The organism is Brevundimonas sp. (assembly GCF_013823285.1).
Classification (GTDB): Bacteria; Pseudomonadota; Alphaproteobacteria; order Caulobacterales; family Caulobacteraceae; genus Brevundimonas.
Genome location: NZ_PNLV01000020.1, coordinates 1 through 14,029 on the forward strand (window position 1 = coordinate 1; position 14,029 = coordinate 14,029).

General features: G+C 68.8%; 17 protein-coding genes and 1 pseudogene. 9 read left to right on the forward strand and 9 right to left on the reverse strand.

Going from position 1 to position 14,029, the window contains the following annotated elements; all coding sequences use genetic code 11:
* From C0461_RS04640 to C0461_RS04650, 3 genes and pseudogenes are all read left to right on the forward strand, one after another.
* Positions 1-1,659, forward strand: a pseudogene (locus C0461_RS04640) (chromosome segregation protein SMC); the annotation flags it as partial.
* Between the two features lie 372 nt (positions 1,660-2,031).
* The gene (locus C0461_RS04645) at positions 2,032-2,460 is read left to right on the forward strand and encodes a hypothetical protein (protein WP_363377571.1); all 429 of its coding nucleotides are present in this window, start codon (positions 2,032-2,034) and stop codon (positions 2,458-2,460) included.
* 166 nt (positions 2,461-2,626) lie between these two features.
* Complete coding sequence (locus C0461_RS04650; RefSeq protein WP_292104379.1) at positions 2,627-3,118, forward strand: DUF6789 family protein; 492 nt, start codon at positions 2,627-2,629, stop codon at positions 3,116-3,118.
* 76 nt (positions 3,119-3,194) lie between these two features.
* On the opposite strand, the gene C0461_RS04655 is transcribed toward C0461_RS04650, so the two are convergent.
* The 7 genes from C0461_RS04655 to C0461_RS04685 all read right to left on the reverse strand — a co-directional run bounded on the left by C0461_RS04655 (position 3,195) and on the right by C0461_RS04685 (position 8,080).
* Positions 3,195-3,710, reverse strand: a complete 516-nt coding sequence (locus tag C0461_RS04655; RefSeq protein WP_292104381.1) for a F0F1 ATP synthase subunit B — start codon at positions 3,708-3,710, stop codon at positions 3,195-3,197.
* Complete coding sequence (locus C0461_RS04660; RefSeq protein WP_292104383.1) at positions 3,710-4,339, reverse strand: hypothetical protein; 630 nt, start codon at positions 4,337-4,339, stop codon at positions 3,710-3,712. Before C0461_RS04660 ends, C0461_RS04655 begins: the two co-directional genes overlap by 1 nt.
* Positions 4,340-4,422: 83 nt before the next feature.
* On the reverse strand, positions 4,423-4,647 hold the full coding sequence (locus C0461_RS04665) for a F0F1 ATP synthase subunit C (protein WP_196838668.1): 225 nt from the start codon (positions 4,645-4,647) through the stop codon (positions 4,423-4,425).
* Positions 4,648-4,686: 39 nt separating this feature from the next.
* On the reverse strand, positions 4,687-5,469 hold the full coding sequence (locus tag C0461_RS04670; RefSeq protein ID WP_292104387.1) for a F0F1 ATP synthase subunit A: 783 nt from the start codon (positions 5,467-5,469) through the stop codon (positions 4,687-4,689).
* A 53-nt stretch (positions 5,470-5,522) separates the two neighbouring features.
* Positions 5,523-5,852 carry an AtpZ/AtpI family protein gene (locus C0461_RS04675; RefSeq protein WP_292104389.1) on the reverse strand — a complete coding sequence of 110 codons (330 nt, stop codon included), beginning with the start codon at positions 5,850-5,852 and terminating at the stop codon, positions 5,523-5,525.
* A gap of 172 nt (positions 5,853-6,024) precedes the next feature.
* Positions 6,025-7,299, reverse strand: a complete 1,275-nt coding sequence (locus tag C0461_RS04680) for a DUF418 domain-containing protein (RefSeq protein WP_292104391.1) — start codon at positions 7,297-7,299, stop codon at positions 6,025-6,027.
* A 28-nt stretch (positions 7,300-7,327) separates the two neighbouring features.
* Positions 7,328-8,080, reverse strand: coding sequence for a molybdopterin-binding protein (locus C0461_RS04685; RefSeq protein ID WP_292104392.1), 753 nt, complete (start codon positions 8,078-8,080; stop codon positions 7,328-7,330).
* A 76-nt stretch (positions 8,081-8,156) separates the two neighbouring features.
* Here C0461_RS04685 and C0461_RS04690 point away from each other — a divergent pair, with 76 nt between their 5' ends.
* Genes C0461_RS04690 through map form a run of 3 tightly spaced genes read left to right on the forward strand, consistent with a single transcriptional unit; the run spans position 8,157 to position 10,053 of the window.
* On the forward strand, positions 8,157-8,507 hold the full coding sequence (locus tag C0461_RS04690; RefSeq protein ID WP_292104394.1) for a hypothetical protein: 351 nt from the start codon (positions 8,157-8,159) through the stop codon (positions 8,505-8,507).
* A gap of 8 nt (positions 8,508-8,515) precedes the next feature.
* Positions 8,516-9,226 carry a DNA/RNA nuclease SfsA gene (gene sfsA, locus C0461_RS04695; RefSeq protein ID WP_292104396.1) on the forward strand — a complete coding sequence of 237 codons (711 nt, stop codon included), beginning with the start codon at positions 8,516-8,518 and terminating at the stop codon, positions 9,224-9,226.
* An 8-nt stretch (positions 9,227-9,234) separates the two neighbouring features.
* The gene (map, locus tag C0461_RS04700) at positions 9,235-10,053 is read left to right on the forward strand and encodes a type I methionyl aminopeptidase (RefSeq protein ID WP_292104398.1); all 819 of its coding nucleotides are present in this window, start codon (positions 9,235-9,237) and stop codon (positions 10,051-10,053) included.
* A gap of 170 nt (positions 10,054-10,223) precedes the next feature.
* On the opposite strand, the gene C0461_RS04705 is transcribed toward map, so the two are convergent.
* Entirely contained in the window at positions 10,224-11,504 is a 1,281-nt protein-coding gene (locus C0461_RS04705) for a hypothetical protein (protein WP_292104399.1), read from the reverse strand.
* Between the two features lie 121 nt (positions 11,505-11,625).
* Between C0461_RS04705 and radC the strand changes: the two genes are divergently transcribed.
* From radC to C0461_RS04720, 3 genes are all read left to right on the forward strand, one after another.
* Positions 11,626-12,351: a DNA repair protein RadC gene (radC, locus tag C0461_RS04710; protein ID WP_292104400.1), complete on the forward strand. Its 726-nt coding sequence runs from the start codon at positions 11,626-11,628 to the stop codon at positions 12,349-12,351.
* Positions 12,351-12,905 (forward strand): GNAT family protein, encoded by a 555-nt coding sequence (locus C0461_RS04715; RefSeq protein WP_292104402.1) that lies wholly within the window; start codon positions 12,351-12,353, stop codon positions 12,903-12,905. Before radC ends, C0461_RS04715 begins: the two co-directional genes overlap by 1 nt.
* Positions 12,906-13,035: 130 nt before the next feature.
* A complete protein-coding gene (locus tag C0461_RS04720; RefSeq protein WP_292104403.1) occupies positions 13,036-13,233 on the forward strand; it encodes a hypothetical protein in 198 nt (65 codons plus the stop codon).
* A 56-nt stretch (positions 13,234-13,289) separates the two neighbouring features.
* Here the strand turns inward: C0461_RS04720 and C0461_RS04725 are convergent, their stop codons facing one another.
* The gene (locus C0461_RS04725) at positions 13,290-13,946 is read right to left on the reverse strand and encodes a glutathione S-transferase family protein (RefSeq protein WP_292104405.1); all 657 of its coding nucleotides are present in this window, start codon (positions 13,944-13,946) and stop codon (positions 13,290-13,292) included.
* Between the last annotated feature and the right edge of the window lie 83 nt (positions 13,947-14,029).

The following is a 14,029-nucleotide window of genomic DNA, read 5'->3' on the forward strand; positions in this document are numbered from 1 at the left end:
GTGGGCGCCCGTCTGGTGACGGTTCAGGGCGACCTGTTCCGCTGGGACGGCTTCGTGACCCGGGCCGAAGCGCCCCGCCCCGCCGCCATCCGGCTGGAGCAGCGGACCCGCCTGTCGGAGCTGGAGGCCGAGATCGACCGGGACAAGCCCGCCCTCGACGCCGCCCAGACCGCCCAGAAAGCCGCCGCCGACGCCTTCCGCGCCGCCGAGGAGCTGCTGAAGACCGCCCGGCGCGGCCCGTTCGACGCGGAAAAGACCGTGGCCGCCGCCCGGGATCGCCACGAAGCCCTGAACAGGGAGCAGGCTCGCCGGGAGGCCCGGGCCCAGGCGCTGGACGACACCCTCGTGCGGCTGGAGGCCGAACTGGGCGAGGCCGAGATCGCGCAGACCGAAGCCCTGACCGCCGACACCCCGTCGGAGACCCTGGACGCGCTGCGCGCCGACCTGACCGCCGCCCGCGCCGGCGCGGAGGCCGCGCGGACCGCCTCAGCCCAGGCCCGCGCCGACCGGGACGCCGAAGCCCGCGAGCGCGCCGCCCGCGAGCAGCGCCTGATCGCCATCACCCGCGAGCGCGACAACTGGTCGACGCGGGCCAGGGCCAGCGCCGAACGGGTCATGACGCTGGAGACCGAGGCCGAACGCGCCGCCGCGGCCCTCGCCCTCGCCAGGGCCAGGCCGGAGGCTCTGGAGAGCCAGCGGGCCGGGCTTCTGGACACCCTCGCCGCCGCCGAGACCCGCCGCGCCGCCGCCGCCGACGCCATGAGCACGGCCGAGGGCGCGGCCCAAGAGGCCGACCGCGCCGCCCGCGCCGCCGAGAGCGCCGCCTCCGCCGCCCGGGAACGCCGCGCCGGCCTGTCGGCCCATGCGGAGGCCGCGACCTTGCGTCTGGACGACGCCGACCGCATCCTGCGGGAGACCGCCCAGATGTCGCCGGAGGAGCTGGGCAAGCGCCTCACCGACGACGCCATCGCCCGGCCGCCGGACGCAGCGGGGGCCGAGTCCCTGCTGTTCGGGCTGGAGCGCGAGCGCGAGGCCCTGGGCGCGGTCAATCTGCGGGCCGAGGATGAGGCGGCCGAATACGGCGAGCGCCTGACCGCCATGCGCGAGGAGCGCGAGGATCTGACCAGCGCCATCGCCAAGCTGCGCGGCGGCATCGACGAGCTGAACGCCGAGGGCCGCGAGCGGCTGCTGGCGGCGTTCGAGATCATCAATGACAACTTCAAGAGCCTTTTCGAGGCCCTGTTCGGCGGGGGGCAGGCCGAGCTCAAGCTGGTGGAATCCGATGACCCGCTGGAGGCGGGGCTGGAGATCTACGCCTGCCCGCCCGGCAAGCGCCTGTCGGTCATGAGCCTGATGTCCGGCGGCGAGCAGGCCCTGACCGCCGCCGCCCTGATCTTCGCCGTGTTCCTGGCCAACCCGGCGCCCGTGTGCGTGCTGGACGAGGTCGACGCCCCGCTGGACGACGCCAATGTGGACCGCTTCTGCCGCATGCTGGACGAGATGCGCAACCGCACGGACACCCGCTTCATCGTCATCACCCACAACCCGGTGACCATGAGCCGGATGGACCGCCTGTACGGGGTCACCATGCCCGAGCGCGGGGTCAGCCAGCTGGTCAGCGTCGACCTGAAGCAGGCCGAACAGATCGTGGCGGCCTGACCTGGCAGCCGGAATTCAGACTCCGGCGACGAAAAAAACAGGGTCTGAATAGTCTGAATTGTCCGAAATCCCCCTCGCAAGCAGCGCGGCTCCGGAGCCGCCCCGAGGGTCAGTCTACCCCCTCCTGGAGAAGCGGGATTTCCGAAGCGCCAGTCAGCGCCGAAACGTGCTGTTCATGCCACAGCCGGCCGGATTGGGCAGATGGTTACTGAAGCGTAATCGCCACGCCGCAAATTGGGCGCATGAAACCTTTGTAAAGCAAGGTGTGGCAGGTTGATCGCGCGGGCGAGCCTCCCCACCTCGCAACATGCAGCCAAGTCAACGCTCGTGCGTTTCTCGAGCATCCCTGTATCTCTGGAGCCACGCCCTTCCATGACCCAAGTTCTGGCCATCGGGACCCAAGCCGCTTCGGCGCGCCCCGTCGGCCGTGGGTTGCTGAAGGGTTTGATGAAGCGCATCGCCCGTCTGGCCCTGATGGTCCTGGGCGGCTTTCTGGTGCTGCTGGGCATTCTGATCGCCCCCCTGCCCGGCCCGTTCGGCCTGCCGGTTTCGGTGGTCGGGATGGTGGTGATCCTGCGCAACTCCTACTGGGCCAAGCGGCAGTTCATCCGCGCCCAGCATGCCAGGCCCAGGTATTTCTATCCGTTCCGCCGCCTGATGCGCCGCCGCCCCGAGTTTGCGCCGGTGTTCTGGCAACAGGCGCTGCGCATGGAGCGGCTGTTGCTGAAGCGCGGGCGCCGCGTGCTGTCCCGTACGCGCCGCTCTTTCCGGGCGTCCTTCCGCCGCGCCGCCAGGGCCTGATCCTGCCGAATTCACCGCAAGATCCAGCCGAATCCGCGGTTGTCCCGCGCGGCTGACCTGCCCATGAGCACGAAATCGTGATCGTCATGTGCGACGCAAGGTCGCACATCGGCGTATGCTGTCTGCGTCGTGGGGAAAGAAAATGGCTTTGGGAGGAGCCCCCATCATGATGTCACGCATACAAAAAGGCATGATCGCCGGGTTCGCGGCCACCGCCGTGGTGGCGATCCTGGAAGTCACAAAACTCTATCTGACCCAGTCCACCGGAGCCCTCGCGGAGGTGCGGATCTTTCCGCTGATCCTTGCGGCCATGGTGGGCATGCAGGGCAGCTATCTGGTCGGGTGGGCCATCCACTTCGTGTCAGGGACCCTGATTCTGGGGCCGGCCTTCGGCATCCTGTGTCCCAGGATGCCGACCGACACCTTGGCGACCAAGGGCATCCTGTTCGCCGTGGGGGCCTTCATACTGATGTCGCTGACCGTGGCCCCCTTGGCCGGAATCGGCATGTTCGCCATGGCGGCGGGCTTCCCGACCCTGATCTGGCTGATCTTCACCCATATCGTGTTCGGGATCACCATGGGCTCCATCTACGGCACCCTGGTCCAGCGCGAGAAGCGCCACGCCCGAGAGATGGCGAACGCACAGCCGGCGCACTGACAGTCCCAAGGGGCTGAACGAAGAAAGGCCCCGCCAGACGACTGGCGGGGCCTTTTGATTCGGGACAGGGGTCCGATCAGTTCAGGCGCGGACCGATCTGGGCGATGGCCTGGTCGGCCAGGGGGTCGCTCGCGGAAGCGGCCAGACGGTCGGCAAGGATGCGCTCGGCGGCGGCGGCGGCCAGTTCGACAGCGGCGGCCTTCACCTCGGCGGTGGCCTGGGCCTCGGCCTGGGCGATCTTGCGCTCGGCCATGGCTTCACGGCGGGCCAGCGATTCCTCAAGACGGGCGCGCGCCTCGATCTCCATGCGTCTGGCGTCCGACTCGGCGGCGGCCAGCATCTCGGCGGCCTGGGCCTCGGCCTCGGCCTTTTCCTGCCGGATCTGAACCAGCAGGGCCTCGGCCTCGGCGCGCAGCCGCGCGGCCTCGTCCAGCTCGGACTGGATCTTCAGCGCCGCGCCGTCCAGACGGCCGAGAATAGCCTGGGGAACCTTGGCCAGGACCAGGATCAGGAAAAACCCGACCAGACCCGCTCCAACCCAGAAGTCAGCGCTGGACAGACTCCAGAAATAGGGCGTGAAAAATGCGGGCATCAGGCGGCTCCTTCGGACTTGACGGCGGCCCTGGCCTCGGCGGCTGTGGCGCCCTTGCCGGTCAGGCGCTCCACAAGCGCCTGGGCGGTGTCAGCGGCGATGTCGGCCACGCGGCCCATGGCGGCGTCGCGGGTCTTGCCGATGGCGGTCTCCGCCTGGGCGATGCGCGCGTTGACGGCGGCTTCTTCCTCGGCGGCGCGGCGGTTGGCCTCTTCGGTCACGCGGGCCCTGGCGGCCGCGGCCGTGGCCCGGGACGCGGAGCGGGCCTGTTCGACCTCCGCCTTGGCGGCCTCGGCCTGTCCGGCGGCTTCGGCCTGGACCTGACGGGCAGCCTCGACGGCGCCGGCGATGGTGGCGACCCGCTCGTCCTTCACGCCGCGCAGGCGGGGCAGGAAGACCCTGGCCATCAGCACATAGAGGATGGCGAACAGGATCAGCAGCCAGAAGATCTGGCCGGCCCACCACTGGGTGTCGAACTGGGGCAGACCACCTTCGGAGGCGTGCTCGACGCCGGCTTCCGTATAGGCGGTGTCGGTCGCGGAGGGCGCGACCTCGCCGTCACGGATGGCGGCGGCGGTTTCCGGCAGGATGTCCTGGGTCGGAGGGGCGTCGCTGGATTGGGCGGCCATGATCAGTCCGGTTGTTCAGATAAGGCGAACGGGCGGCGCGGCCCATGAGGAACCACCGCCGCCCGCACGATTTTCGGCAGGGCTTAGCTGAAGAGGATCAGCAGGCCGAGCACGAAGGCCAGAATGCCCAGGGCCTCGGTCAGGGCGAAGCCCAGAACCAGGTTGGTGAACTGGCCGCCGGCGGCCGACGGGTTGCGCAGGGCGCCCTGCAGGAAGCCCGAGAAGATCGTTCCCACGCCGATGCCGGCGCCGATCATGCCCAGGGTCGCCAGACCGGCGCCGATGTACTTAGCAGCTTCAGCTTCCATGATTTCAGTCCTTTAAGAGAAGCGATTGAAGAAGAGGGGCTAGTGGTGTCCGGCGTGAACCGCGTCGTTCAGATAGACGCAGGTCAGGACGGCGAAAACAAAGGCCTGCAGGAAGGCCACCAGGAACTCCAGCGCCGTCAGGGCCAGAACGCCCCCGAAGGCCAGGAAGGCGGCGACATAGGCCAGGTAGGCCACCCCGCCCGCAGCCGCCAGGGCGCTGAGCGAGACGATGAAACCGGCGAAAACCTTCATGGCCACGTGGCCGCCCAGCATGTTGCCGAACAGACGAAGCGACAGGGTCACCGGGCGCAGGAAGAACGAAATGATCTCGATCGGGATCACCAGGATCCACAGGTACCACGGCACGCCCGAGGGCAGAAACAGCTTGAAGAAGCCCAGGCCGTTCCGGACCAGGCCCACGACGATCACCAAGGCGAAGGTCATCAGGGCGAAGGTCAGGCCGACCGCCAGCTGGGCGGTGGCGGTGAACACGGTGAACATGCCGAGCATGTTCATGGCCAGGATGAAGATGAACAGGGTGAAGATGTAGGGGAAAAACGAGCGCCCCTCGGGTCCGATCACGCCGGTGGCGAGATCGTCGATGAAGCTGAACATGCCCTCGCCCACCACCTGCATGCGGCCAGGCACCACCTTGGGCGACGCGGTCACGACGGAGAAGAACAGCACGACCAGCCCGAAGGCCACCATCATGGCCAGCGAGGAATTGGTGATGGAGATATCAATCAGCCCCAGGCCCGGCACGTTCACCGGCGGGATGTCCACGACCTTGTGGACCTCGAACTGATGCATCGGATCGGCCATGCCGCCGGCTCTCCCAAGTCAAAACGCCGAACCGCCCAACGGAGGCGGAACGGTCAGCGGTCGTCGTCCTCGTCCGGCTCATCCGGAAGGTCCTGTGGCGGACCGAATTCCTTCAGAGCGCGGGCGCTCAACTTCTTGGCGGATGTCACCGCCATCCAGATCGAAACGCCGAAGCCCACCAGGACACCGACGATCATTCCCCACGGCGCGGAGCCGACCAGAAGGTCGACACCCCACCCAAGGGCCAGCCCCACCAGCACGCCGCCGATCATCTCGGCCATCAGCCGGTAACCGTAGCCCACCGCCGCGCCGCCATACTCCGGCGGCCTGGGCGTAGCGCGGGCCTGAAGCGATTCGGCCTCTGCGTTGAGGCGTTTGATCACCTCGTCGCGTGTTTCCTGTTCAGGAGGCATTGGCCTGGCGCTCAGCAGGTCGGCGGGGCGCCGACGCGGGTCTGAATTCGGCGCGGAACCTATAGAGGGCGCGGCGTTCGGTCAAGGCGGCGCGACAGAATGTCAAGCCAATGATTTCGTTGCTTATTTCTAGCGCCCGGACTCACCGACTGGGCGCAGGCTCGGCCACGGCGTCCGAACGGGGCCTGCGCGGGCGAAACAGGGGCGGAACGGTCCAGTAGGCCACGGCGCGGAACGCCCACTCCGCCGGGCCCATGCGGAACAGACGCAGCCAGGCGGCGCTGAACAGGGCCTGGCCGACCCAGACGGCCGCCGCCAGACCCCACAGGGGCCACCAGCCCAGCCGATCGTACAGCCCGAATCCGTAAAACAGCACCGCGCAGATCAGGGACTGGCCCAGATAGTTGGTCATGGCCATACGGCCCATGCGCTCCAGCCCCGTGCCGATCAGGCCCAGGGCGTTGGCCTTCCACGCGGCCATGATCGCGCCGAGGTAGCCCAGCGCCAGCATCAGCCGCCCCACCTCGCCCGTCAGGGCCGGGGTCCAAACGGCGGGATCGAATCCCGACCGCCACAGGGTCGCGGTCTCCCAGACATTGATCGCCAGCCCGCCCGCCACGCCCAGCACCGCCAGCCGCAGATAGAACCTCATGGACCGCGCCCCGGTCATGACGCCCAGTTTGAACAGGCCCATGCCCAGCATCATGAAGGCGACCGTACGGCCCACCGACAGCACCGCCCCCTTGGCCAGGGCCCAGTCGGTGAAGGCGCCGGCGCTCCACAGGGCGATGGCCGGATAGCTTCCCGAGCCGCGCACCGCCGCCTCGGCGTTCAGGGCCTCGGCGGAGGGCGTCAGGGCGGTGATGGCGGCGGCGTGGGCGGCCGGATCGGCGCTCAGGGCCACGGCGGCGCGCCAGTCGGTGAAGGCGTCCGCCAGCGAGAAGACGGCGATCAGCATGGCGGAAAGGGCGACCAGCACCCGGCCGTCCAGCTTCCTGAACACGAACAGGAACACCGCCGCCACGCCGTAGATGTAGAGAATGTCCCCCGGCCACAGCAGCACCACCGCATTGCCGATCCCCAGGGCCATCAGCAGCATGGCGCGGCGGAAGTGGACGTCTGCGGTCCCCGGCCGGTCGGCGCGCGCGCCCCAGGCGGTCAGCAGCACCACCCCCGCTCCGAACAGCAGGGTGAACAGGGCGCGCATGGAGCCCTCCACGAACAGGGCCTGCAGCGTCCAGGCGGCCCAGTCCGGATTGGTCAGCTGGGCGGGAAATGCGGGATAGGCGCGCGACCACGGCTGGCCCATGGCCACGATATTGGCCAGCAGGATGCCGCACAGGGCGAAGCCGCGCAGCAAGTCCAGAACCTGGAACCGCTCGGTTTCGGCGGTGGGATTGATGGTTCGTCCGGTCATCCGGCCCCGCCGGGCGGACCGGCGACTCCTACAGCGGCGTGACGTTCACGCCTGATTCAATCAGGGACCGCTGCAAGTCCTGAACCGCGGCGGCGACGGCGGATTCGTCCTGCCCCCGCACAACCAGATTGGTCCCGAACTCGCCCTGGGTCCCCGCGCCAAAGGGGTAGCTGCCAAAGGACAGCGCCCGATTCGTCCGCGCCGCCTCGCCCAGGATCTCGGCCACAGTCCCCTCGCCCACTCCGGACACCTTCAGTGTCCCGGAATGAACCACCGCGCCGGTCTTCAGGCGCGGGGCCACGTCCTGCAGCATGCCCTGCATGATCGCCGGCACCCCGGCCATGACGAAGACATTGCCCAGCTGGAAGCCCGGCGCGTCGGTCACGGGATTGGCGATCAGGCTGGCCCCTGCCGGGATGCGCGCCATGCGCCGCCGGGCGGCGTTGAAGTCGTCGCCATAACGCCGCTCCAGAATCGCCACGGCCTCGGGGTGTTCGGGCAGGGCCACGCCGAACGCCTGGGCCACGCAGTCGGCGGTGATGTCGTCATGGGTCGGGCCGATGCCGCCGGTGGTGAAGACGTAGTCGTGGCCGCCGCGCAGGGCGTTCAGCGCCGCGATGATCTGCTCGGGCCGGTCCCCCACCACCCGCGCCTCCATCAGGTCGATCCCCATGGCCGTCAGGAAGCGGGCAATGGTGTTGGTGTTGGTGTCCTTCGTCCGGCCGGACAGGATTTCATCGCCGATGACGAGGACGGCGGCGGTGGGGTTGGACTGGTTCATGAAGGCTGAATAGGATTTATCGGGTTACAGAGCACCGGAAATTCGGCCCTCTAGTACGCAAAGGATGGGGGTGCTCATGGCTGAACGCTCCAAAGGCTCGCTCCTCCGCCGCGTGGTTCTGGGCGTGACGATAGGCATCGTTGTCGCTGTCGCAAGTCTCGTCGCCGTTGCGATTTACCTCCTGCACGAGGAGCGGAAGTTCTGGATTGACGACGCATACGAAACGGCTTCGGCCGGAGCCTTCACCGAGATTCACTTCGGACCGCCGACGCGATTCGATGGTGAAGTGCAGCTTTGCGGCATCGTGGACGGGCGTCCGGTCCTGTGGACCAGGGCGGGCACAATGCTCGTCGGAGCAGGGTCTCACCCGGATATCAACAACGAAGTCGCCCACCGCTGTCCGCCTGAAAACGCTCCAGAAGACTGACGCGAAAAATGATCTTTCCCGCCCCGCTTGAACGCGGCATCCTGATCCGCCGCTACAAGCGCTTTCTGGCCGATGTGACGCTGGAGGACGGGAGCGAAACCACCGTCCATGTGCCCAACTCCGGGTCCATGCTGGGCATGAACATGCCCGGCGTGCCGGTGTGGCTGTCCCGTTCGGCGGACCCGAAGCGCAAGCTGCCCCTGACGCTGGAGATGGTTCAGCTTCCCACCGGGCTGGTGGGGGTCAACACCCTGCGGCCGAACCGGCTGGCCGAGGCGGCGATCCGCGACGGCGCGATTCCCGCGTTGACCGGCTATGACGTGATCCGGCGCGAGGTCCGCTACGATTCGGACAGCCGCATCGACCTGCTGCTGGAACAACCGGGCCGGGCCCCGGCCTATGTGGAGGTCAAGAACGTGACCCTCAGCCGCTCACCGGGGCTGGCCGAGTTCCCCGACTGCGTCACCGCGAGGGGCGCCAAGCATCTGGCCGCGCTGGAGCGGGTGGTGGAGACGGGCGGGCGGGCCGTCATGCTGTTCATCGCCCAGCGCGGGGACTGCGACCGCTTCGTCACCGCCGACGACCTGGACCCGGCCTATGGCGCGGCCCTGCGTCGCGCCGAGGCGAACGGGGTTGAGGTTCTGTGCTATGGTTGCCATCTGACACCCGAAACGATCCGCCTGAACCGCCCGCTGGGCCGACCGGGCGCAACAGGTTGAACCGATTGATGTACGAGACCCAGGACGCCGAGCTCTACACCCGCTCGCACACCATCCGCCTTTACCAGCCCGAGGATTTCGAGGGCATGCGCAAGGCCGGCCGCCTTGTGGCCGAGGCGCTGGACATGATCGGCGAGCACGTAAAGCCGGGCGTCACAACCGGCGAGCTGGACGATCTGGTCCGCCAGTTCACCCTGGACAACGGCGGCCTGCCCGCGTGCCTGGGCTACAAGGGCTATACCAAGACCACCTGCATCTCGATCAACCACGTGGTCTGCCACGGCATCCCCGGCGACAAGGCGCTGAAGGACGGCGACATCGTCAATATCGACCACACGGTGATCGTCGACGGCTGGCACGGCGATTCCAGCCGCATGTATGCGGTGGGCGAGATCAACACCCGGGCCAAAAAGCTGATCGACGTGACCTATGAGGCGCTGGACATCGGCCTGAAGCAGGTGAAGCCGGGCAACACCTTCGGCGACATCGGCTTCGCCATCCAGAAATACGTCGAGGCCCAGCGCATGTCGGTGGTGCGCGATTTCTGCGGCCACGGCATCGGGCGCGTGTTCCACGACAACCCCAACGTCCTGCACTTCGGCCGCCGGGGCGAAGGCGCGGTGCTGAAGCCGGGCATGTTCTTCACCGTCGAGCCCATGGTGAACCTGGGCAAGCCGGCGGTGAAGGTGCTGTCCGACGGCTGGACCGCGGTGACCCGCGACAAGTCCCTGTCGTCCCAGTGCGAGCACAGCGTGGGCGTCACCGAAGACGGGCTGGAGATCTTCACCGCCAGCCCGAAGGGGCTGTTCCGGCCGGTGTTCGGCTAAGGGCCGCGCAGTCGGCGAACTTGGTCGCCCTTTCACATACTCCCGTCATCGCCGGGCTTGTCCCGGCGATCCATACGCTCGGGCGGTATGAGACTGAGCCCTGCATTCCGTGACTATGGATTCCCGGCACAAGGCCGGGAATGACGGATGAAAGGGAATGAGGTCTCGGCCTATTCCGACACCAGCACGAAATCCCCGTCCCGCGCACCGGGCGCGACCCGCCAGCCCTCCGCCAGATCCAGCGACCAGCCGTCGCCGCTGAGCGTGTCGCCGTCCCCGGGCGCGGTCACCGTCACCGCGCTCCAGTCGCCGGCGATCAGGGCGCCGTCGGTGACGGTCAGGACGCCCCAGACGTCGGTGATGGTCGCGGTCGGATAGACCACCCCGTGCGGCGGCAACGGCTGCAGGGTGTTGGGGTCGAAGCTGACCCGGATGTTCTCAAGGGGCAGGCGCAGCACAGTCCCGGCGACCAGCCGGTCGCTCCAGCGCGTGGTCAGGCCTGCCCGCGCCTCGTGGGCCGCAAGCTCTTCATTGGCCACGGCCTGACCGCCATAGGCCGCCGCGGTGCGGGCGAAGAGCGCCACCGGGTCCTCCGGCGCCGCAAAGCCCACGGCAGCGCCCAGCAGGGCGCCCAGATCGGACTGCGCCGTCAGTCTCTCGCGCCATCCCGGCGCCGCGTCGTCCAGCAGCAGGCCGTAGGCGGGGCCTGACGCATAGGCGAACATGCGGGAGAAGGCGTCGGCTTCCTCGGCCGCGCGCAGGGTGGCGGCCACGTCCCGGTGCGGATCGACCGCGCCGGACAGCTTCACCCCCGTGTACTCCGCCAGGCCCTCGTTCAGTTCCAGCGCCCGCTCCTGTTCGGCCCCCGCCTCCCCGGCCTGGGCGTGGCGGGCGGCGCGGAAGATCAGGGCGTCGTGCGTGGCCGTGCGCAGGCCTGCGGCGTCCGGGGCGGACAGGGCCGCGGCCAGTGCGCGCCATTCGAGCCGCATGGCGATGCGTCCCTCGGGAGTGGCCAGATGGTCCGGCGTGGGCGAGGCCATGGGCAGGCCCAGTTGGTCCTGAATGCGGTGCCAGCTTTCGTGGGCGATCAGCCCGGCCCGCGTCTCGACCTCGTCCGGCAGGGGCGCCATCAGCATGGTCCAGCGCACCCCGTCCCAGTCCACCGCCGTGTTGGCGATCATGACGTCGTCAGGCAGCACCCCCGTGAAGACGCCGTCGGTCTCGGTCAGGGCGTCGCTGTCGCCCGGCTGACTGGCCACGGCCTGGCGGGTCGCGGGATCGACGATCAGGACCGGCCCGCATAGGCTGACCCCCCACAGGGCGCCGTCGTCGGCCTGACAGATGGCCTCGGCCTGATCGAACACCGCCCGGGCGTCCATGGCCTCCTGTGCAAAGGCGGGAGAGGCCAGCCCGATCAGCAGGGCGGCGAGAGAGGCGGCGATCGTCTTCATGCAGATGCTCTTCGCTTTGAATCCGGGCCCAACGGCCTGCGGCCGACTGAACCGATTTCGGTTGTGGCGCGCATAGGTCCCCGGCACTGTGACGGTCTCAAGGCGGGATCGGGAGGGGCTCTTGACCGACGCGGCGCCGAAAGTGGCGAAACCGCACCATGCGGGCCACCGCGAACGCCTGCGCGAGCGGGCGCGGGGCGGCGGCCTGACCCACCTGCCCGACTATGAGCTGCTGGAGTTGTTCCTGTTCCGCAGCCAGCCCCAGGGCGACGTGAAGCCCATCGCCAAGGCCCTGCTGGCGCGGTTCGGCTCGCTTTCCGCCGTGCTGGCCGCCTCGGTGGAGGACCTGATGACCGTCCGGGCCGAGGACTCCAAAGGCCGCATGAAGGGCGTCGGCGCCGAAACCGCACTGGATCTGGCGGCCCTGCACGAGGTCAGCCGCCGGGTGGCCCGTGAACCGGCGGCAAGACGCACCGTCATCTCGTCCTGGACCGCGCTGACAGCCTATGTGCGGGTGGCCCTGCAGCACGAACCCCGCGAGCAGTTCCGGGTGCTGTATCTGGACAGGAAGAACCAGCTGATTCTGGACGAGGTGCTCAATCGCGGCACCGTGGACCACGCCCCGGTCTATCCCCGCGAGGTGGTGCGCCGGGCGCTGGAGGTGTCGGCCAGCGCCGTCATCCTCGTCCACAACCACCCGTCCGGCGATCCGACACCCAGCCGCGCCGACATCCAGATGACAAAGCAGATCATCGAGGCCGCGCGCGCCCTAGGCGTGGAGGTGCATGATCACCTGGTCGTGGGCCGCGAAGGCGTCTCCAGCTTCCGCCAGCTGGGGCTGATGTGATGATCGAACCCATGGGACCACCGGCGCGCTCGACCACCGTGGAGACCGCGCGGCTGGTCATGACGCCGGTGTCCCTGACCGACCTGCCCGACATCGTCGCCCTGTGGCGCGAGCCGGACGTCTATCGCCACATCGGCGGCCGGGCTTTCAGCGAGGAGGACTGCTGGAACCGGCTGCTGCGCGACATCGGGCACTGGGCCGCCATGGGCCATGGCCTGTGGACCGTGCGCATGAAGGCCACGGGGACCTATGCGGGTGTGGTCGGCTTTGCGGACTTCCGGCGCGAGATGAACCCGTCCTTCGGCGACGCGCCCGAGGGCGGCTGGGTCATGGCCCCCTGGACCCAGCGGCAGGGTCTGGCGTCCGAGGCCGTGGGCGCGGCGCTGGAGTGGGTGGAGGCGGCGCTGGATCCGCCGCGCACCGTCTGCATGATCGCGCCCGACAATCAGCCGTCGCTGCGCCTGGCCGACCGCTTCGGCTACGCGCCCTATGCGGCGACCCGGTACAAGGGGTCCGAGGTGATCCTGCTGGAGCGGCCGCGCGGGACGCCCTGAGACGGGCGTTGTCGGATTCCGCCTCCCCGTCTCGCGTTCACCGGCCTCCACCGCAACCGCAACGCTCGGCCCGCGTTAAGGTCAAGCTCGTGCCCGGCCTTCGCCGGGTGGGGCCTCAGGATATTCTCCCATGGCTGTTCGTCGCGCCGGTCTGCCCCTCACCGCTCCCTCCGTACCCCTGTTCGCCATCGCGGTGGTCCTGGCGGTTCTGGCCATGCTGGTCCAGTACGGCGGCATCGACATCCCGGTCATCAGCGAGCACGCATTCAACACCCTCGCCGTGGCCTTCGCGATCCTGACCGCTGGCGTCCTGCTGCGCGGAGCCTGATGGAGCGAGGCTGGCCCCGGCCATGACGATGTTGGGGGTCTTCGCGAAGCGCCTTGCTACCCGGCCAGCTCCGCCCGGCCCGCTGCTTCCCATTCCAGAAAATCCGGCTGGCTCAGCAGGGCGTCCATATAGGCCGCCGCCGTCCCGTCATCGCCGTGGGCGGTCAGGTCGATGCGGAAATGGCGGAAGCGGGCGGCCACCGGGGTGAAGAAGGCGTCGGCCACGGACCAGTCCCCGAACAGGAACGGCCCGCCCTGGCCGGAGCGGGCCTTCGCGTCCTTCCACATGTCGATCATGCGGCGGATGTCGTCGGAGAGGGCGTCGGACGGCGCGTGGGGCTGGTCCTGCACCACGCACATGGGATGGTCCGGGGCCATGCCCAGCTCGCTCCGCAGGGTTCCGAAAGCCGAGTGCATCTCGCACACCGTGGCGCGCGCCACCCAGCGGGCATGCGGTGCGGCAGGCCACAGGGGCGCGTCAGGATATCGCTCCTCGGCCCACAGGGTGATGGCCAGGGAATCCCAGATGGTGACGCCGTCCACCTCAAGCGCCGGCACCTTGCCCGCCGGGGCGTGGCGGGCGATGGCCTCGGCTGTGTCGGGGCGGTTCAGGCCCACCATGACCTCGTCGAATTCGGCCCCGCAGCGCTTCAGCACCAGCCACGGGCGCAGCGACCAGGTGGAATAGGCCTTGTCTCCCAGGATCAGCTTCATGACGGGGCTCCCTTTCTGTCGGGGCCTGAATGGACCCGGCCCGGATTCGCCGCAACCTTGACTCCCCGGCCCCGGCGACGGAA

Bases quoted from the DNA above. Each gene is read 5' to 3' on its own strand.
- sfsA (WP_292104396.1), top strand. From the start codon at position 8,516: ATGATCTTTCCCGCCCCGCTTGAACGCGGCATCCTGATCCGCCGCTAC.
- C0461_RS04665 (WP_196838668.1), bottom strand. From the start codon at position 4,647: ATGGAAGCTGAAGCTGCTAAGTACATCGGCGCCGGTCTGGCGACCCTG.
- C0461_RS04650 (WP_292104379.1), top strand. From the start codon at position 2,627: ATGATGTCACGCATACAAAAAGGCATGATCGCCGGGTTCGCGGCCACC.
- C0461_RS04655 (WP_292104381.1), bottom strand. From the start codon at position 3,710: ATGCCCGCATTTTTCACGCCCTATTTCTGGAGTCTGTCCAGCGCTGAC.
- C0461_RS04670 (WP_292104387.1), bottom strand. From the start codon at position 5,469: ATGGCCGATCCGATGCATCAGTTCGAGGTCCACAAGGTCGTGGACATC.
- C0461_RS04660 (WP_292104383.1), bottom strand. From the start codon at position 4,339: ATGGCCGCCCAATCCAGCGACGCCCCTCCGACCCAGGACATCCTGCCG.
- C0461_RS04645 (WP_363377571.1), top strand. From the start codon at position 2,032: ATGACCCAAGTTCTGGCCATCGGGACCCAAGCCGCTTCGGCGCGCCCC.
- C0461_RS04720 (WP_292104403.1), top strand. From the start codon at position 13,036: ATGGCTGTTCGTCGCGCCGGTCTGCCCCTCACCGCTCCCTCCGTACCC.
- C0461_RS04705 (WP_292104399.1), bottom strand. From the start codon at position 11,504: ATGAAGACGATCGCCGCCTCTCTCGCCGCCCTGCTGATCGGGCTGGCC.
- C0461_RS04715 (WP_292104402.1), top strand. From the start codon at position 12,351: ATGATCGAACCCATGGGACCACCGGCGCGCTCGACCACCGTGGAGACC.
- C0461_RS04690 (WP_292104394.1), top strand. From the start codon at position 8,157: ATGGCTGAACGCTCCAAAGGCTCGCTCCTCCGCCGCGTGGTTCTGGGC.
- map (WP_292104398.1), top strand. From the start codon at position 9,235: ATGTACGAGACCCAGGACGCCGAGCTCTACACCCGCTCGCACACCATC.
- C0461_RS04725 (WP_292104405.1), bottom strand. From the start codon at position 13,946: ATGAAGCTGATCCTGGGAGACAAGGCCTATTCCACCTGGTCGCTGCGC.
- C0461_RS04685 (WP_292104392.1), bottom strand. From the start codon at position 8,080: ATGAACCAGTCCAACCCCACCGCCGCCGTCCTCGTCATCGGCGATGAA.
- C0461_RS04680 (WP_292104391.1), bottom strand. From the start codon at position 7,299: ATGACCGGACGAACCATCAATCCCACCGCCGAAACCGAGCGGTTCCAG.